12 protein-coding genes and 3 tRNA genes are annotated in these 19725 nt (G+C 47.3%); 5 read left to right on the top strand and 10 right to left on the bottom strand.

Annotation, left to right across the window (positions count from 1 at the left end):
• Positions 1-33 precede the first annotated feature (33 nt).
• Entirely contained in the window at positions 34-2277 is a 2244-nt protein-coding gene (locus DWX33_RS05820; protein ID WP_005862979.1) for a GH92 family glycosyl hydrolase, read from the top strand.
• Positions 2278-2370: 93 nt separating this feature from the next.
• On the opposite strand, the gene DWX33_RS05815 is transcribed toward DWX33_RS05820, so the two are convergent.
• Together DWX33_RS05815 and DWX33_RS05810 are read right to left on the bottom strand one after the other, a co-directional pair.
• The gene (locus DWX33_RS05815; RefSeq protein ID WP_005862977.1) at positions 2371-3297 is read right to left on the bottom strand and encodes a magnesium transporter CorA family protein; all 927 of its coding nucleotides are present in this window, start codon (positions 3295-3297) and stop codon (positions 2371-2373) included.
• A 325-nt stretch (positions 3298-3622) separates the two neighbouring features.
• Entirely contained in the window at positions 3623-4810 is a 1188-nt protein-coding gene (locus DWX33_RS05810; RefSeq protein WP_122380007.1) for an immunoglobulin-like domain-containing protein, read from the bottom strand.
• A gap of 90 nt (positions 4811-4900) precedes the next feature.
• On the opposite strand from DWX33_RS05810, the gene dnaB reads away from it, so the two are divergent.
• Both dnaB and pulA read left to right on the top strand, forming a co-directional pair.
• The gene (gene dnaB / locus DWX33_RS05805; protein WP_008772408.1) at positions 4901-6418 is read left to right on the top strand and encodes a replicative DNA helicase; all 1518 of its coding nucleotides are present in this window, start codon (positions 4901-4903) and stop codon (positions 6416-6418) included.
• Positions 6419-6547: 129 nt separating this feature from the next.
• Complete coding sequence (gene pulA / locus DWX33_RS05800) at positions 6548-8545, top strand: type I pullulanase (RefSeq protein ID WP_087344848.1); 1998 nt, start codon at positions 6548-6550, stop codon at positions 8543-8545.
• Between the two features lie 91 nt (positions 8546-8636).
• Here pulA and pgk read toward each other — a convergent pair whose 3' ends face one another.
• Both pgk and DWX33_RS05790 read right to left on the bottom strand, forming a co-directional pair.
• Positions 8637-9908 (bottom strand): phosphoglycerate kinase, encoded by a 1272-nt coding sequence (gene pgk / locus DWX33_RS05795; protein ID WP_005862970.1) that lies wholly within the window; start codon positions 9906-9908, stop codon positions 8637-8639.
• 97 nt (positions 9909-10005) lie between these two features.
• On the bottom strand, positions 10006-10467 hold the full coding sequence (locus tag DWX33_RS05790) for a hypothetical protein (RefSeq protein WP_008772406.1): 462 nt from the start codon (positions 10465-10467) through the stop codon (positions 10006-10008).
• A 100-nt stretch (positions 10468-10567) separates the two neighbouring features.
• Here DWX33_RS05790 and DWX33_RS05785 point away from each other — a divergent pair, with 100 nt between their 5' ends.
• Entirely contained in the window at positions 10568-12883 is a 2316-nt protein-coding gene (locus tag DWX33_RS05785; protein ID WP_122380006.1) for an ATP-binding protein, read from the top strand.
• Here DWX33_RS05785 and nrfA read toward each other — a convergent pair.
• The 5 genes from nrfA to DWX33_RS05760 all read right to left on the bottom strand — a co-directional run bounded on the left by nrfA (position 12880) and on the right by DWX33_RS05760 (position 17154).
• Positions 12880-14340 (bottom strand): ammonia-forming cytochrome c nitrite reductase, encoded by a 1461-nt coding sequence (gene nrfA / locus DWX33_RS05780; RefSeq protein ID WP_121962070.1) that lies wholly within the window; start codon positions 14338-14340, stop codon positions 12880-12882. The two genes, DWX33_RS05785 and nrfA, sit on opposite strands and share 4 nt — an antisense overlap.
• A gap of 139 nt (positions 14341-14479) precedes the next feature.
• A tRNA-Arg gene (locus tag DWX33_RS05775) sits at positions 14480-14553 on the bottom strand.
• Between the two features lie 28 nt (positions 14554-14581).
• Positions 14582-14655 (bottom strand) — tRNA-Arg (locus tag DWX33_RS05770).
• Positions 14656-14682: 27 nt separating this feature from the next.
• A tRNA-Arg gene (locus DWX33_RS05765) sits at positions 14683-14759 on the bottom strand.
• 76 nt (positions 14760-14835) lie between these two features.
• Positions 14836-17154 (bottom strand): patatin-like phospholipase family protein, encoded by a 2319-nt coding sequence (locus DWX33_RS05760; RefSeq protein WP_057328350.1) that lies wholly within the window; start codon positions 17152-17154, stop codon positions 14836-14838.
• 112 nt (positions 17155-17266) lie between these two features.
• Between DWX33_RS05760 and DWX33_RS05755 the strand changes: the two genes are divergently transcribed.
• Positions 17267-17590: a co-chaperone YbbN gene (locus DWX33_RS05755; protein WP_005862963.1), complete on the top strand. Its 324-nt coding sequence runs from the start codon at positions 17267-17269 to the stop codon at positions 17588-17590.
• A gap of 57 nt (positions 17591-17647) precedes the next feature.
• On the opposite strand, the gene htpG is transcribed toward DWX33_RS05755, so the two are convergent.
• Positions 17648-19702 (bottom strand): molecular chaperone HtpG, encoded by a 2055-nt coding sequence (htpG, locus tag DWX33_RS05750; protein ID WP_122144221.1) that lies wholly within the window; start codon positions 19700-19702, stop codon positions 17648-17650.
• Positions 19703-19725: the final 23 nt, after the last annotated feature.

The raw sequence follows: 19725 nt of genomic DNA, 5'->3' as shown, positions 1-19725 counted from the left end.
TCAATTAATTATCAACTAAAATACATTTATCAAATGAAGAAACAGTTAATGACCTTCCTGTTGTGTGGCAGTCTGTTCGCTACGGCGCAGCAACCGGTAGATTATGTGAACCCCTTCATCGGTACGAGCAATTACGGTACGACGAATCCCGGCGCGGTTTGTCCGCAGGGTATGATGAGCGTGGTTCCTTTCAACGTCATGGGGTCGGAGAAGAATCGTTTTGACAAGGATAGTCAATGGTGGTCTACTCCTTACTCGGCAGACAATAAATTCTTTACGGGATTCGCCCACGGCAGCTTGAGCGGCGTGGGATGCCCGGAGCTGGGAGGTTTGCTATTGATGCCGACGACGGGCGAGTTGAACGTGGACTATAAGGCTTACGGCAGTGAGTACAAGGACGAGGTGGCTCATCCCGGTTATTATAGCAATACCTTGACCAAGTATAATATCAAGGCGGAGGCTACTGCCAGCATGCGTACGGGCTTGAGCCGTTTTACCTTCCCGAAAGGGGAGAGCCATATCCTCTTGAACCTAGGCGAGGGCTTGACGAACGAGACCGGCGCTACGGTACGTATCGTGAATGATACGGAGATCGAGGGGAGTAAGCTTTTAGGTACGTTCTGCTATAATCCACAGGCCGTATTCCCGGTTTACTTCGTGATGAAGGTAAACAAGGCCCCGAAGAAGATGGGTTATTGGAAGAAACAACGTGAGATGAAGGGGGTAGAGGCCGAATGGGATATCTACTCCGGCAAGTATAAGTTATATACCAGTTATACCCGTGAGATGAGCGGAGACGACATCGGCGTATGGTTCGATTATGATACGGACGAGGGCGAGGCTATCGAGGTGAAGATGGGTATCTCGTACGTGAGCATCGAGAACGCCCGCCTGAACATGAATACGGAGCAGCCCGGCTTCGATTTCGACAAGGTCCGTACGGCGGCTAGCACGATGTGGAACAAGGATCTTTCCAAGGTACAAGTGGAAGGAGGTACGAAAGACGAGAAAACGATATTCTATACCGGTATGTATCATTTGCTGATCCATCCGAATATCCTGCAAGACGTGAACGGCGAGTACCCGATGATGGAGAGCCTGAAAGTAGGCCATACCACCGGAAACCGTTATACGGTCTTCTCCCTGTGGGATACGTACCGCAACGTAAGTACCCTGATGACCTTGCTCTATCCGGAGCGTCAATTGGATATTATCCGTACGATGCTGGATATGTACCGGGAAAACGGTTGGTTACCGAAATGGGAGCTTTACGGACGTGAGACCTTTACGATGGAGGGCGATCCCTCGATCCCGTATATCGTAGACGCATGGATGCGCGGCTTGCGTGACTTTGATGAGCAAACCGCTTATGAGGCGATGCGTAAAGGCGCTACTACCCCGGGAGAGTTCAACCTGCTTCGTCCGGACGCGAACGATTATTTCAGCAAGGGCTATGTTCCTTTGCGTGAGCAATACGATAACTCCGTATCTCATGCGCTGGAATATTATATCGCCGACTGGAACTTGGCTAATTTCGCTCAAGCTTTGGGTAAGAAAGAGGATGCCAAGTTATTCCGTGACCGTTCTTTAGGTTACAAACATTATTATAGCAAGGAGTTTGGAACGCTGCGTCCTATCTTGCCGGATGGCACTTTCTACTCTCCGTTCGATCCGAAACAAGGCGAGAACTTCGAGCCTAGTCCCGGTTTCCATGAGGGCAACGCATGGAATTATACGTTTTATGTTCCTCACGATATCAAGGGACTGGCCAAATTGATGGGAGGCGATAAGAAATTTGTCGATCATTTGCAGAAGGTATTCGATGACGGCAATTATGATCCCGCCAACGAGCCGGATATTGCTTATCCTTATTTGTTTAGCTATTTCAAGGGAGAGGCTTGGCGTACTCAGAAGTTGGTCCGTCAGTTGTTGAAGGATTGCTATCATAACGCCCCGAACGGTGTCCCGGGTAACGAGGATACAGGTACGATGTCCGCTTGGGCTATTTTCTCCATGATGGGCTTCTACCCAGCTTGTCCGGGCGACGTGAACTATGTATTGACTTCCCCGACTTTCGATAAGGTTACGATCCAGCTCGACAAGAAATTCTATCCTAAAGGCGAATTGGTAATCGAGTCTAAGCATAGTAATCCGGAAGCGATCTACATCAAGGACGTTTTCGCCGGCGATAAAAAGCTAAAGGGCTACACCATCTCGCAAGAGGACTTGGTAAATGCCGGAACCTTGCGTTATATCCTCGAGGATACGCATAAGTAAGCCAAGATAAAGATATACCGAATTTGATATTTACCGGACGCAGATGACACCGACAAGCACGGGTGATCTGCGTCCGGTTTATTTTTTGATATCCTAAAACCATTTGATCTTCCTGAATATAAAAAAGGCCGTAGCGGATAGCAAGATCGAGAGCAAGATGATAACCACGAAACCATGCGGCATATCCTCCATGTAGATCGGGACGTTCATCCCGTAGAAGCTAGCGATTAATGTCGGAACCATTAAGATAATGGAAAGTGATGTCATACGTTTCATGATCGTGTTCACGTTGTTGGAGATGATAGAGGCGAAAGCGTCCATCGTACCCGTAAGAATATCGCTATAGATATTTACCGTGTTATGGGCCTGTTTCAACTCGATCTCCACGTCCTCCACCAAATCCTTGTCGATATATTCCGGCTCTTGGAAAATATTCTGGAGCTTGGCCAGCATCACCTCATTCCCGCGGATGGAGGTGTTGAAGAATACCATGCTCTTCTCCAGCTTCATCAACGCTAGCAGATCCTCGTTGCGGATGCTTTTCTCCAACGCCTTTTCCGCCTCGGTGACGGCGTAATTGATTTGTTTCAGGTATTTAAGGAACCATACGGCCGATGAGTGGATCAGCCGGAGGATCAACTCATACTTGTTTTTAATCTGGAGTTCCTTCCGTTGGGTATAGCGGATGAAATCGGGGATCAAGTCCGTCTTATGGTAACATACGCTTACGATGATCTCATTGTTCGTGATGATACCGATCGGCACCGTATTGAACGGGATGTCATGATCTTGGTTCTGCAACGGGATACGTAAGATGGTAAGCAACCAATTCCCCTCGTACTCGATACGGGGACGCTCGTCCGTATCGGCTATATCGCTCAAGAATGATTCGGGTACGTTAAATCGATCCATCAAGAATTGAAGATCTTCGGGAGTCGGGCACTCTACGTTTACCCAACTGTTAGGAAGCCATTGGTTCTTCTCCACATAACCGGCCTCACAATAAAGAAATTGTCTCATTATTGCCTCCTTTCGTGTTTAATCCGAGCAGAGGATCAATGAAACCCTCCGCCTCGTTAGTTCATACTCTGTTCTGTTTCTAGCGGGATACTGTCGTCCATAATTTGAAAATTACTTTTTACGGGTGCAAAGATAATACTTTTTTACGTAAGTAAAGTTATGTCGCTGTATGCTGACAGCAATATTGTTGCCAGTTTACGTTAGCATAGGCTTACTTCTCTGAGAGTATTGCGATACTTCTGGTAATAGTACTGGAGTACTTTCATGGAAGTACCCGAGTACTGCCTAAGAAGTACTCCAATACTTCTTAGGCAGTACTGGCCATCTATTCAATCCCGCATTTCCCCTCTTCGTTGAAGTAGAAGAAGAGCCCGGTATCTATGCTGACCGGACCATGGATACGGTTTACGGCGGGTTCCCATGCGGGCATCAACCGGAGTACCCGTAAGGCTTCATCGCGGAACTCATCATAGGTTTTCCCCGTATCGCGAGGATACAGTATATTCTCGGGTAGGCTTACGGGATTCTGTAACATACCTAAGGAATCGATCGTGAAGGAGTAGAAGAGTCGTACCTTCGTGCCCGTACCTTTATAAGATTCGGGATAACGCAGGTTCTGTTCGAAGAAACGGATCATGGCTTCTCTTCCTCCCTTGAACTCGGCCATGGGGCGAGGCTCGTGGAGCCGGCTGGCGAAGCGTGTGTATTCCTCATAATCTTCCGGGTTATCGGATAGGTAGAACGTGGCGGCCAAAGGATAATGGACGATGCCGGCGCCCTGTCCGGTGATGACGGTCTTGCGCACCCGGTACAATCCCGGAGGGTTTTCCTTGAGCTCAGGCATCAAGGTGGCCGAGAAATCGTCTCTTGTCTGGTTAGGAAAGATCGGATAGCCGAGAGCGACGAAGGCGGTGGGTTGCGGGATTCCTTTCCATGCCCTCCCGTCGAAACGCTCGATGAAATACTCTTCGCCTCCCATCCCTTCCAGGTCGGTATGGTTGGTGATAGCGATCTCGATCCGCTCGATGTTGGTTGGGTAGACGTTCGGTCTTACTCGCATGGAGAAGTGGGTGGTGTCCATGCTGATAGCTTCCTCGGGTGGCCGGTCGTAAGGGCCTCCGCCGATCCGGATGAGGGGTGAATTGAATACGTAAGTCTTGAAAGCCTCCACATACTCCTTCTCCGCTATGATAAGCTGTAGGAAGACGGAGTCGTCCGTGTTCCAGAGGGAGGTCAGGTTGCCGCGGATCTTCCGTAGATGCGGGGGAAGGGTATCGTATTCCTTGCCGAAGAACAATTCTATGCTGTCCCGTATCTGCTTGGCGGTCCATCCTTCCGTGGAAACTGAAGATGCGGCATGGGTATCAATCGGTAACGGTAGGGTATCTTGCCGTGCTATGGATTGGGAGTCGGCTGAGTAGTCGCTACTGTTTTCCCCTTTCTCTTGTTTGGTATGGCAGCCGTATAATAGGCAACCTCCCATGATAACTAATCCGATAAAATACGCTTTCATGATTCGACAGGTTTTAATTCCTAAATATAAAGAATCTTTTTCAGAAATGGGTAAAAGATATTACCTTTGACTCCCCAAATAGAAAGAATGATGGCAGAAGGAACAAGAAATACAGGAAGAGGAAGGAAAAAGCCTGTGGAGATGCTCCCCGATATGGGGCGTCTTCAGCCACAGGCCCGTGAGTTGGAGGAGGCTGTGTTGGGTGCGTTGATGCTGGAGAAAGACGCGTACTCGATCGTCAGCGAGATCTTGAAGCCGGAGTGTTTCTATGAGAAAGCGCATGAGAAGATTTATGCCGCTATCGTAGACTTGGCGTTGAGCCAGCGTCCCGTGGATATGCTTACCGTAACGGAGCAATTGAAGAAACGGGGAGAATTAGAGGATGTAGGCGGACCGTTCTATATCTCTCAACTTACCAGCAAGGTGGCCAGCAGCGCCCATATCGAGTATCACGCCCGGATCATCGCCCAGAAATATCTGGCGAGGGAGTTGATCTCTTTCACGGCGATGATCCAAGGAAAGGCATTTGATGAGACGCTCGATGTAGAGGACCTGATGCAAGAGGCGGAGGGCAAGTTGTTCGAGATCTCGCAACGCAACGTAAAGAAGGATGTCACCCAGATCAACCCCGTCATCAAGGACGCTATGGAGATGTTGCAAAAGGCGGCCCTCCAGAAGGAAGGTCTGAGCGGATTGCGCACGGGCTTCGAGGGCTTGGATAAGATGACTTCCGGTTGGCAGAATTCAGACCTTATCATTATCGCTGCCCGTCCGGCCATGGGCAAGACGGCTTTCGTGCTTTCCATGGCGAAGAATATGGCGGTGAATTTCAATACGCCTGTCGCCCTGTTCTCGCTCGAGATGAGTAACGTGCAGTTGGTAAACCGTCTGATCGTGAATGTCTGCGAGATACCGGGCGAGAAGATCAAGAGCGGACGCTTGGAGAGCTACGAGTGGGAACAGCTGGACTTTAAGATCAAGGAGCTTTACGACGCCCCGATCTTCGTGGACGATACCCCGAGCTTGTCCGTCTTCGAGCTGCGAACGAAAGCCCGTCGTCTGGTGCGTGAGCATGGCATTAAATGTATCATTATCGACTACCTTCAGTTGATGAACGCTAGCGGTATGAACTTCGGTAGCCGTGAGCAGGAGGTGAGTACGATCTCCCGCTCGTTGAAGGGATTGGCGAAGGAATTGAATATCCCGATTATCGCCTTGTCGCAGTTGAACCGTGGTGTGGAAGCTCGTCAAGGCGTGGAAGGTAAGCGTCCGCAGCTAGCCGACTTGCGTGAGTCCGGAGCTATCGAGCAGGATGCCGATATGGTATGTTTCATCCACCGTCCCGAATATTATAAGATTACGGAAGACGAGCGGGGAAATTCCCTGATCGGCCTCGCCGAGATTATTATCGCCAAGCATCGTAACGGTGCAGTGGGGGATGTCCGGCTGCGCTTTAAGAGCGAGTTCGCCAAGTTTATGAACGTAGAGGAAGATATAGCGGTAAGGGAATTCTCCTCGACCATGAACGGTGGAGACCCGATGCCCCCGATCCCATCGGCGGGAGCTGACTTCTTGAGTCAAGGTAGCAGTAACGAGGTTCCGTTCTAATATAGCATGAATGAGCGAAAGAGGCGAAAACGTTTGCGGTAGATTTTTCGCCTCTTCTTTTCTGTTTCGTTGGCGAATCCGATTCGAAACTTCTATCTTTGTGATTGAAAACAAATTACTGAATCAGCCATGACGAGACACTTAGTTCCGGTATCTATATACCTGTCGCTGTTGCTTAGCTGCAACTCACCGAAAGAATACAAATCCTTTGATGAATACCCTTCCTATGAGGGAGACGATCTGGAGTTGTTCTATTCCCCCACGAAATCCGTGTTCACCCTTTGGGCCCCGACGGCGGAAGAAGTCCGCTTGAATCTTTACGCCTCCGGTGAGGGAGGGGAGCCTATCCGCCAGTTGCCGATGAAATCCTCGGACAAGGGTACGTGGCGTATCTCCGTGAGCGAGGATCTGAAAGGTTCCTTCTATACCTTCCAGATCCGTATCGGCGATAAATGGCTGGATGAGACTCCCGGTATCTGGGCGAAAGCCGTCGGGGTGAATGGAAACCGTGCGGCCGTGATCGATTGGGCGGCTACCGATCCGGAGGGCTGGGAGGCGGATAAATCTCCCGAGTTGAAAAGCTTCTCCGATATTATCATCTACGAGATGCATCATCGGGATTTCTCGATCGCCGCGAACTCCGGCGTGACGCATAAAGGTAAGTTTCTCGCCTTGGCGGAGGAGGGCACGAAAGGGCCGGGCGGCGTGGCTACCGGCGTGGATCATCTGAAGGAGTTGGGCGTTACCCATGTCCATATCCTTCCTTCCTATGATTATGGCTCGGTGGACGAGACCCGCTTGCAAGATAATGTGTACAATTGGGGGTATGATCCCAAGAACTATAACGCCCCCGAGGGGAGCTATTCCACCGATCCTTACAATCCCGAGGCTCGTATCCGTGAGTTCAAGGAGATGGTGCGGGGGTTGCACCGGAATGGTATCCGTGTGATCATGGACGTGGTTTACAATCATACCTTCGTGGGGGATGGGTCGAATTTCAGTTTGACCGTTCCCGGTTACTTCTACCGTCATAAACCGGACGGAAGCTATTCGGATGCCTCCGGCTGTGGTAATGAGACCGCTTCGGAGCGGGCGATGGTACGCCGCTATATCGTGGAGTCCGTGAAATATTGGGCCGAGGAATACCATGTGGATGGTTTCCGTTTCGACTTGATGGGCATCCATGACGTAGAGACCATGAACGAGGTAAAAGCCGAGTTAGCTAAACTAGATCCTTCCATCTTCGTATACGGCGAGGGCTGGACCGCCAGCGATTCCCCGCTACCGGAGGACCAGAGGGCGATCAAGGTAAACGCCCCGAAACTGAATGATGTGGCCGTATTTAGCGATGACCTGCGGGATGCTTTAAAAGGAAGCGTATTCGAGACTACACAGGCCGGTTTCGCCTCCGGAAAGCCGGAAGGTAACGAGGAGTCTATTAAGTTCGGTATTGTAGGCGCTATCCGCCATCCGCAAATCGACTATAACCAAATATTATATTGCAAAGCGCCTTATGCGAACAAGCCTACGCAAGTGATCAACTATGTCTCTTGCCACGATGATCTTTGTTTGATGGATAAGTTGAAGCTCTCGGCCCCGAAAGACGCTACCCCGGATGAGTTGATACGATTCGGCAAGTTGGCCCAGACCATCATCTTCACCTCGCAAGGAGTACCCTTCATGCGGGCAGGAGAGGAGTTGCTGCACGATAAGAAAGGTGTACATAACAGCTATCAATCGCCCGATTCAATCAATGAGATCGACTGGTCTTTAAAGGCAAAAAACAAGGATGTTTTCAACTATTACAAGGATTTGATCGCCCTTCGTAAGTCGCACCCGGCTTTCCGTATCGCCACGGCCGAGGGAGTGAGGGAGGCCCTTCAATTCCAAGAAGTGAACCAGCCCGGTGTCGTAGCGTATACCTTAGGGGAACATGCGAACGGGGATAGTTGGAAGAAGATTATGGTTATCTTTAACGGGAACCGGAAGGCGGTAACGGTTTCTCTGCCGGAAGGAACATGGATTCCGGTTTGTAAAGACGGTCGGATTTATCTGGACGGTAAAGGTTCCGTACAGGGTAAAACTACCGTAAGCGCCTCTTCCGCCTTGATCTTGAAACAAGATTAATACGGAACTAAATCAAAGAAAATCCCCCGGGACATCTCGATGAATACCGAGCGTCCCGGGGGATTTTTTATTAAATCACTTACTTATCTGATTATTTGTAAGCCTCGCCTTTTACAGCTGCGATACCCGGAAGAACCTTACCTTCGATAGCCTCAAGAAGAGCGCCACCACCTGTAGAAACGTAAGATACGCCGTTAGCCAAACCGAATTTGTTAACGCAAGCAACAGAGTCGCCACCACCTACTAAAGAGAAAGCGCCGTTCTTCGTAGCCTCAACGATAGCCTCGCCAACCGTGCGAGATCCGTGCGTAAAGTTCTCGAACTCGAATACACCCGTAGGACCGTTCCAAAGGATCGTCTTAGAGTTCTTGATAACGTCAGCGTAGATAGCCTCGGTCTTCGGACCTATGTCAAGACCTTCCCAACCATCAGGAATCTGATCTACCGGAGCGAAATCAGTCTTAGCGTCGTTGCTGAAATCGTCAGCGATCTTAGCGTCAACAGCCAATACCAAGTTTACGCCTTTTTCTTTCGCTTTCTTGATCAAATCAAGAGCAAGATCCAACTTATCGTCCTCGCAGATAGACTTACCGATCTTACCGCCTTGCGCTTTCGTGAAAGTATAAGTCATACCACCCGTGATGATCAAGTTGTCTACCTTGTTCAACAAGTTCTCGATGATCTCGATCTTGGAGGAAACCTTAGAACCACCCATGATAGCGGTGAACGGACGTTGGATGTCGTTCATAACCTTATCGACAGCCTTCACTTCTTTCTCCATCAAATAACCGAACATCTTGTTGTCCGTATCGAAGTAGTCAGCGATCAAAGCCGTAGAAGCGTGAGCGCGGTGAGCGGTACCGAATGCGTCGTTTACATAGCAGTCAGCGTAAGAAGCCAATCTCTTCGTGAACTCTTTCTGGCTTTCTTTAACGGCTTTCTTGGCAGCCTTCTTCTCCTCGTCGGAAGCGTCTTCAGCCAAACCTCTTGGTTTGCCTTCTTCCTCAGCGTAGAAACGAAGGTTCTCAAGCAACAAAGCTTCGCCCGGTTGCAAAGCGGCAGCCTTAGCGCCGGCTTCTTCGCCAATACAGTCGTTTGCAAACTGAACATCTACGCCTAACAACTCAGAAAGGTGCTTCAATATGTGCTTTAAGGAGAACTTATCAGTAGCGCCTTTCGGACGACCTAGGTGAGAACCGATAATTACGCTACCACCATCCGCTAAGATCTTCTTTAATGTAGGAAGAGCGGCACGCATACGAGTGTCGTCGGTGATGTTGAAGTTTTCGTCCAATGGAACGTTAAAGTCAACTCTTACAAATGCCTTTTTGCCGGCAAAATTGAAATTGTCAATTGTTTGCATAACTATTGTATTTAATGTCTGTATTAAAATGTTCCTTTAATCGCTTGCAAACTTACATAAAATATTTTTATTTGACCGTTTGCGCTTGCTTTAAATTTTATACCAATTTGAAACGTAGCCGTAATCTCCCGTCGGCATAGTCGTAATTCAACAGCTTGAAATGTCCGATCTCGGATGTATTCGCCACGTGCGATCCGATACATGCGCAGGCATCGTAATCGCCTATGCGTACGATACGTAATGTATCGCTGGCATCGTCGGGCAATTTACTTAAATCCACGATATCTCCGGCCTCTTCTTTTGGCATGAACTCGATGGTTACGGGCAGGTGCCGGTCGATCACCTCGTTTATCTTCTTCTCAACCTCGGCCATGACCTCTGCGCTGGGCTCTTCCGCCAATAGATAATCGCATTTAGACTTCTTCCTTTCTATGTGTGCGTTCTTGGATCTGGGACATCCGAACATCCGTACCATTGTCTGGTTTAAGATATGTTCCGCCGTGTGCATAGGAGGATACTCTTGCTTGTTGTGTTCGTTCAGTTGGATTTCTTGTTTCATATATTTGATGTTTTGATTGTATTTCGTGAAAAATATGCTCAAATGTACGAAATAAATCTTTAGTTTTGTAAAGTCATAGAAAACACCTTAAAGGAACGATATGCCAGCTAAGCGCTTATTTGGAATAATATCCATCATATTTCTCTTTGTTACCTGTATATCATGTAAATCCTCTACAGACTTATCGGAGGAGAAGCGTATACTCGTGATTCAATCTTACGAAAAACATTTTCCCGCCTATGAGAAGATAAAGGAAATCATGTCGAGTGATTTGCGGAAGAAGGGGATACATGCGAGTGTCTATTCTTTTTATTTGGATTGTGAGCAATATTCGGAGAAGCAACAGCGACAGAAATTATTCAAGAAACTGAATGAGTTATCGACATGGAACCCGGATATTATTCTGGTCAATGACGATCAAGCCTTGAACGCTTTGATAAGTAGCAGGCATCCCCTCGCTAAATCGATCCCGGTCGTGTTTATGGGGGTTAGTTATCCCAATATCCCGATCATCCGGAAATATCCGAATATGACGGGCTTTTATGATAAACCGGATTATAAGAGGAATATAGAATTGATACGGCGGCTTGTTGGTAATTGCATCGTCATAAGAGTCTCGGACGATACCTTTCAGGATAATATGATGCTGGCGGACATGAATGCGCAGATTCAGGATATTTGTGCCGTGAACAATATATATTCCTTGGATCGGGTACGTTTATCCGGAAAGAACGGGATTTCGATATCGGATATACCTAAGATAAAGCCGGATACGATGTATATAAGCACACTCAGTACGAAATCGGCGAATGCCCTGATTAAGGGATTCGGCGAGAATTATTATAATAAAGCGTATCTGGCAACCAAGAGGGATTATATGACAATCTCGTTGGGGCGGCTCAGCGCCTTTCCATGTTTCTCCGTGATCAATGAGTTGATCGGTAATCAGAATGGCGTAGTTGGCGGGTATGTAACTGTCTTTAAGGATGAGGTAGAGGCAGCTGTAAACCGGGTCGTCTCTATCTTGAAAGGAACGCCCCCGTCCGATTTTCCGCAAATCGAAGAGAGTAACAAGGCTTATGTTTTTGATTACGGTGTGTTAGAACGCTGGGGCATTGATAGTAGTAAATTGCCGGAAGGAGCTATTATCGCGAATATGCCGTTTGTCGTTCAATATAAATATTATATATGGGCTGCCGGCTTTATTCTGGTGGTGATGTTGCTTCTGCTTTTTAGTTACCAAAGAAAGCGATATATACAGGAGGCTTTACATAAGAAGGATGCGCAGGAGAAGTTAAAAAGGGAGAAGACTTTTCTTTCTTTTGCGTTGGATAGCGGCAACATTTTCGCTTTTCGGTATAGCAAAGGGGTATTCGAGTTTGATAATAGATTCTACCATTACTTAGGTATGCCCTGTGTGCCGATGAAAATCGAGGAGTTTCAGGATGCTATACATCCTGAAGAACTGGATAATTTCCTTCGAGACCGGAATCTGCTGGATAGTGGCTTTCTTTCCCGGAAAGTGACGCAACGTCGTTGTAACTTTAATAAGAAGGGGTATGAGTGGTGGGAATTTCGCTATGCCCAAAATAAGAATGAGAAAGATTCGGTTTCCGGTGACGAAGCTGTTGAGGTAAGTGGCTTATGCTTGAATATCCAGCGGATAAAAGACACGGAGAATAGCCTTATAGCCGCCCGCCGGAAAGCGGAGGAATCCGATCGGATGAAATTAGTCTTTCTGGCGAATATGAGCCATGAGATACGTACGCCTCTGAATGCGATCGTAGGCTTCTCCCAATTGCTCAATTCGGATATGCCTTTGGAACCGGAGGAAAAGGCGGAGTTTATAGATCTGATTACCAAAAACAGTGACCTGTTGCTTAAGCTGATCAACGATATCTTGGATCTATCACGCATAGAATCCGGTAGCATGTCTTTCTCTTATGAGAACCTCGATCTGAGTAAACTGATGGGAGATATCTTCCATACGCATCAATTGATGATGCCGGAGGGAGTGGAGTTAAAGATAAGGGTTCCCCATGAACCTCTTATCATCCGTTCGGATCATTTCCGGTTGACGCAGGTTTGTACCAATTTCATTAATAATGCGGTGAAGTTTACCGCTAAGGGATATATCGAGATCGGATACGAACTTAGCGCAGATGGAAAATCGATCCTTATTTCCGTGAAAGATACGGGTAAGGGCATTCCTGATGATAAAAAGGAAAAGGTATTCGAGCGTTTCCAGAAACTGGATGAGTTTGCCCAAGGTACAGGCTTGGGGTTAGCGATCTGCCAGAGTATCGTTCATACGTTTCATGGAAGCATATCGCTGGAATCCGAGGTTGGCGTAGGTAGTATGTTTACGATCTCGCTACCTTATACCCCGGGATTGGAGCTGGAGGAAAGAACTTAATTACCTTCGATGAATCGTTTATTGGCCCTCGCTTCTTCCTGCCATTGGGGGATGACGGTTTCTAAAAACTTTTGTTTGGCCTGTTGCTCGGCTTCCATATCGAGGCCGATATATTGCTGGGCTTTCGCTTTCGTGGAGATATCCGGCATCGGAACATCTTGGGTATAGCCTAGCTGCGCTAAGACCTTCATGATCTGGATGCGGGCTTGGGTAGCCTTATCGAGTCCGCTGCCCAAGATACGTGTGACTTCTTGGGGCGCGTGGAAAGCCGCCCCATGTGAGGCCACGGCGAAGTCCCAACGCCATTGTGCCTGCCGGAGCAGTTTTAATACGTTTTTCATTTGAGATTCCGTAGCGCCTTTGTCCCAAGCGAATTTCGCTTCTATATGGGCTTTTGTCAATTCTTCCTCTACACGCATGCGTATGGCGTAGACTTTGTTTTGCCGTTCATAAACATCCTTGCGTAAGGTCTCCTCACTTTCCCGGTGGCAGGCTTGGCAAGTACGGTCTATCATCGCCAACGGGCTTTTGATATGATGGTTGTTGTACCGGTTCTCATCTTCCCCGACAGCAGGCATATGGCATTCTCCGCAGGAAACGCCTCTTTGCCCGTGAATGCCCATCTGGAATAACTCGAAATCCGGATGTTGCGCCTTTATCAAATGTGCCCGGCTTAATTTATGGGTGAAATCGGTGAAGTTTATGCTATCGTAATAGGCTTCTATATTTTCTACCGTATAACCTTGATCCCAAGGTAAGGTTAGTATACGATCTTCTCCTTGGAAATAATATTCGGCGTGGCATTGGGCGCATACTAGAGATCGCATCTCTTGCTCGGTTGCGTCCTCTATACGTAATCCGTTGCGCTTATAGGCACTTTTCAAGAATGAGCGGGTCACGCGCAATCCCATGCTTTGCGGTTCATGGCAGTCTGCGCATCCGATTGGATTTACGATCTCGTTGCCTAGCTCCGCCCATTTCTTCTTATATAAGGTCTTGGCATCGGTGGTCGTTAATAAGCGGGGTATGTCCGGACTTTTACATGCCCAGCATGCGGCAGGCTGGGGGCCACTCGTCGGGGTCATGGGAGCGCCGGTCCGCAGGCTTTTGTATAGATCTTCTATGGAATACATATGCCCTCTGGGACTTAGATAATCTTTGGAGAAAGCGTATCCTGCCCATAATACCACCATTCCGGGATGTTCGGCCAAGATATCAGCTTGTTGGTTCCCATTAAACAAACTGCGGAAAGTCGTGTCCGAGGTTTGTTTCCAACTTTGGTACTCATTGGAATAACGAAGGTCTATAGAGTCGCTGTTTTGTTGATCTATTGGCTGATCATCGGTATCGTCGATGAATTTGATGCTATCTTGTCCGGTAACAGTGGTACGTAAGATCACTAATACGATAATGACGATTAGACTTATGGCTATAGAAGTTTTATAGTGTGCTTTCAAGTGTTTACCTTTTATCTTAAATAAAATATTCTTTGTATTAACTGCGAATATATGAATAATAATGATACGACCGGTAGAAATTGAAAAAATCCTTATTTCATTGCTTCCGAAGACGCTGAATGAAATAAGGATTCTCAAGTGACTCGCATAGGATTCAAACCTATAACCTTCTGATCCGTAGTCAGATGCTCTATTCAGTTGAGCTAGCGAGCCAATCTGTAAATGAATTTGAATATTCAAGTGACTCCTAAAGGATTCAAACCTTTAACCTTCTGATCCGTAGTCAGATGCTCTATTCAGTTGAGCTAAGGAGCCAAGATATATTCTATTGCTATCTTCGAATGGTGACCGCGACAGGATTCAAACCTGTAACCGGCTGATCCGTAGTCAGCTACTCTATTCAGTTGAGCTACGCGGCCATTGTTTCGTGATTGCGAGTGCAAAGGTACGTTTTTGTTTTAAATATGCAAACGTTTCGACTACTTTTTTGCGAATTTAATCTAACATTTTTGGATTGAAGATCAGATAACCAATGTTTAAGCCAAAGTTGAAATTCTCCTTCGGATAACTGTATCCGTTGGCGTACAGACTGATACATAAGAATGGCAATTGCAATACGACCGCCGCTTCACCCATATAATTAAACGAGTGCAAAAACTTACCATAATGCGGGATTCCGACATATGGGTTGTTTTCCGGCACCGTCTTTTGTATTTCATAGAGCGGAGCGAAGCCATACATATCCAACCGGAAGTGCAGAAGCTTGCTTAACTTCAAGATCGGGGAAAGCCCGAAAGCCACATATTGGTTCGCCCGGAACGCCTCGTTGAATACAATCTCGCTATGGGGTGTCGGGGTAAACGCCGGGGCCTGTAATACGCTAGCCGTATAGTTATTCATGAGGTTCTTGCTGGATATGACCATTTCCGCCAAATAACCTAAGTTGAAACGGTTGCTCAGCGTCTGGTATTGGTTCCAGCGCCCTTTCAGTTGCAGCCAGCTATGCACTTTGCGACCAATCGGGGCTTCCGTCGTGGCGGAAGTGGGGGATGGAGTGTACTTCTCCGTACCGGTTACGTATTGGGCGATTAGGAATTGCTGTTTTCCGCTTATCGGGTATTGTTTGGCGTTGAGTGAGTTTTGCTCGATACTTAACGAACCGCTGAATAAATCGTACCAGCTATGGTCGAAAGAGGCGTTCGGGAAAGGTATCGTGGTGCTCTGCAAATAGAAATCGTTCAGCCGTCCGTAGGCGAACCCGATCTCCGCTTTCGCGTGGTTGAGAAAGGGGAAGCCTAATTTTAGTTTCATGTACAGTTCTTTCTGCTTAATCATGGCGGGCACTATATCCTCATAAAAGAGGGATTGGCTTTCCGTATATTTCTTGTCCGAGAAGACTCCTTGCCAATTTAAATAAGTGGGGATTTGCGTTTGCAGGTACATCCGGCCACTCAACATGACACCACTAAAGGAGTTACCCACTTGAAAGTTCGAGTTTACGTCGGCGGCGAACCGTCCCAGATATTGATACCCCAATCCTAGGTATAATTGATTCGCTTGATGAGACGATACGTTTCCACCGAAGCCAACCGTGATCTCTTCTTTCATCTTCACGTCCAGATAAAGATCGAATTTCTTCTCTTTCCGGTTATAAACGGCATGCGGCATGATTTCCCTAATCTTGGAATAGGTCAGCATCTTGAAATAAGCCCGCTTGAACTCTTCCATGGAGAATTCGTTATTGATATCCCTGTGTAATTGGGCCTCTATGTATTTACGCTGGGCCTCGGATACGCCCGTCACGTAAATATTACGGAAGATCAGCGGGGGAAGGTTCTCTTTATAGGCTTTTCTTCTTTCGGTAACCTCATTTAAAGGCACTTCCCGGGGAACCCGTTGCTTGATGGAGTCGATCATGGAAAGGGTACGTTTATACCCGATGTCCATAAGCTCCTTGCCTTTCTGGAAATCCAATAAGGAGACGGTGGGAAAACTGAATTTAATCATCATGCCATCTTCCTCCGGTACCTCGTAATCGGTCTTTTGCATGATCATGGTCTCGATCTGGTTATAAGGATTCTCCGAAGGCTTTTTATTCCCTCCCGATACCGTCGATCCGAAAATGAAATCCGGGTGGAACGCGTCTTTCATCGGGCCTACCGGGAAATTATCGTAGATACCTCCATCGAATAAAGGAATACTGTCTTTCCATATGGGCTGGAAGAAAAACGGGAAAGTCATGGAGGCACGTACGGCGTCTCCCAGATCCCCATTCTTAAAGATGATCGGCTTTTTAGTATATATATCCGAGGCCACGCAACGGAAAGGGACAAACAGGTTGTCGAAATTCCACCCCGCCTTTGCCGTCGCCTGCGAGAACAAGGCCATGAACGCCTGATTCATCTGTATGGGATTGATCAAGCTTTGCGGTAAGAAGCTAGCCTTGATCTGTAGGGAATCGGACATATCGATGGAGAAATGCGCGAATTCCGGGGTCGGGTAAGGCTCCTTGAAATAATAGGTATATTGCTCCTCCACCGTACCTGTTTGCCAATAGGCGAACTCCTTGGAAAGCATCAGCTCCAGCATCTCCTCGGGGGAATATCCCATGGCGTATAAACTACCGATAATCGCCCCGATGGAGGTACCGGTAATGTAATCGATCGGTATATTATTTTCTTCCAGCGCCTTGATCACTCCGATATGTGCCGCTCCTTTGGCACCGCCGCCACTGAGTACCAACCCTACTTTCTGGGCGGAAACAATCTGAATGGCAGCAAGGAATAAGGCTATGATAACGGTTATTTTCCTCATATGAACCCAATCTGTTTTTCTTCTCCAAATGTAAGAAGTATTTCTTTAGAAACATAAACATTTTGTTTTTTCGTATTGTTGAGTTATCAATACAATTAAAACAGATGATGTTATGAAAGAGAAAGAATTGAATAGGGAAGAGCGGAATAAGACCGTTATGGAGACCGGTGCTTTGGTCATGGCTGAGTTTTATGCGGATTGGTGCCCTCATTGCCAGAAAATGATGCCGATCGTGAAGGAGTTCAAGGAATTGGAGAAAGGAAAATTAGAAGTGGTACAAATCAATATCGAGGAGGAGAGCGCTCTTGCCGATTTGTATACGGTGGAATCGATTCCTACTTTTATCCTGCTACGGAAAGGGGAGGCTTTGTGGAGACAATCCGGCGAGATGAGCTTGGATAGGTTGCGGAAAGTGGTCGAGGATGTCGTGGGCTGAAACTAAAAAAACCGTTCCCCCGAGAAGGAACGGTTTTTTATATATGTGAGGATTGGTTTATCCGATCAGTTCTACGCTACGTTTGATGAATTGGCTTAAGGCCTCTCCCTTCAGCATACCGTTTCCTAACAAAGCAAGGTCGATCAACTGACTAACTGTCTTGTTCGTGCCGGCGTACTCGGCCAGAACTTGGTTGCGTTGCTCACGAAGCTCATCCAGCTTATGGTCGGTGTTGGTCATATCCTCTTTCTCTTGCGCCGTGATCTCATCTTCTTTCTTTTTGCTTTGAGCCTCACGTAAGTCGGCTTGACGAGCCTCCCATCCTTTGATATCGCTAAGGATCGGTTTTAACTTCTCGTCGCAAGCTTGCTCCTCTTCAGTTAATACTTTCTTGATCAACGGATGATCCGTATTCAATACGAAGTTGAAGCTATCCGGCATCTCGCCATAGAAAGACATACCCGGTTGCATAGCGGACATCTCACGCATTCTTCGCATATACTCGCTTTGTGTCAACATGACAGGGTTCGCGTTTTCGCCCAATGCCTCGAATGTTACGTAGAACTCGGTCTTGTTCAATTTCGGCATCTGACTCTTGAATACTTCCTGCATGGCCATTTTCTGCTCCTCGCTCAAGGTTACCTTATTCGAGTCTTCCTTGCGGATCAGGTTATCGATCGTATCGCTATCCACACGAACGAAGCGGCTCTTCTCGAACTTCTGCTCCAATTGTCCGATCAAGTGTACATCCAATTGTCCGTCCATTTCCAAGACGCTGTAACCTTTGTCCTTTGCGGCTTGTATATAGCTGTATTGCTCGTCTTTATTGGTGGTATACAGATAGATTAAGTTACCCTCTTTGTCTGTCTGGTTGTCCTTGATCAAGTTCTTGTATTCCTCGAAAGTGAAGTATTTGCCTTCGACGTCCTTGAATAAGGCGAACTTAACCGCGCGGTCGTAGAACTTCTCATCAGTCAACATACCATATTGGATGAATAGTTTCAAGCTATCCCATTTCTCCTCGAACTGCGGGCGGTCGTTCTTGAAGATCTCTTCCAAGCGGTCTGCCACCTTCTTCGTGATGTGGTTGGAGATCTTCTTCACGTTCTGATCGCTTTGCAAATAGGAACGGGATACGTTCAACGGGATATCCGGCGAATCCAATACACCATGCAATAATGTCAAGAACTCAGGAACGATACCCTCTACGGAATCCGTAACGAATACTTGGTTGCAATATAACTGGATCTTGTTACGATGCAAGTCGATATTGCTCTTGATGCGAGGGAAATATAAGATACCGGTCAAGTTGAACGGATAGTCTACGTTCAAGTGAATCCAGAACAACGGCTCATCCGTCATAGGATATAAGTCACGATAGAACTTCTTGTAATCCTCGTCGGTCATATCGGCCGGTTTGCGAACCCATGCCGGTTTGGTGTCGTTGATTACGTTATCTTCGTCCGTATCTACATATTTGCCATCCTTCCACTCTTGCTTCTTGCCGAATGCGATAGGAACCGGTAAGAAACGGCAGTATTTTGTCAATAAGCCATTGATCTTATCCTTGTTCAAGAAATCTTTATTCTCGTCGTCTATATACAGGATGATATCGGTACCACGATCCTCTTTCGTCGTTTCCTCCAAGGAGTATTCCGGCGTACCGTCGCAGCTCCATTTCATGGGAACAGCGCCTTCTTTGTATGATTTCGTCACGATCTCTACTTTCTTGGAAACCATGAAAGAGGAGTAGAAACCAAGACCGAAGTGACCGATGATAGAAGCGGCGTCGTTCTTGTATTTCTCAACGAACTCCTCGGCGCCGGAGAAAGCGATCTGGTTGATGTACTTATCGATCTCCTCGGCCGTCATACCGATACCCCGGTCAGAGATCGTGATCGTTTTGTCATCGAACTTAACCTGTACGGTCAAATCGCCGAGTTCGCCTTTAAACTCGCCTACGGAAGAAAGCGTTTTTAACTTCTGGGTAGCATCTACCGCATTAGAAACAAGTTCACGAAGGAAGATTTCGTGATCACTGTATAAGAACTTCTTGATAATCGGAAAGATGTTTTCCGATGTTACTCCGATGTTACCTTGTTTACTGCTCATAGTCTGAATATCTTATTATTTTT

The sequence above is a fragment of the Parabacteroides sp. AF19-14 genome, from assembly GCF_003635485.1.
Classification (GTDB): Bacteria; Bacteroidota; Bacteroidia; order Bacteroidales; family Tannerellaceae; genus Parabacteroides; species Parabacteroides distasonis.
Note: the sequence above shows the minus strand (reverse complement) of the source record. Positions and strands in the feature narration are given on the sequence as shown.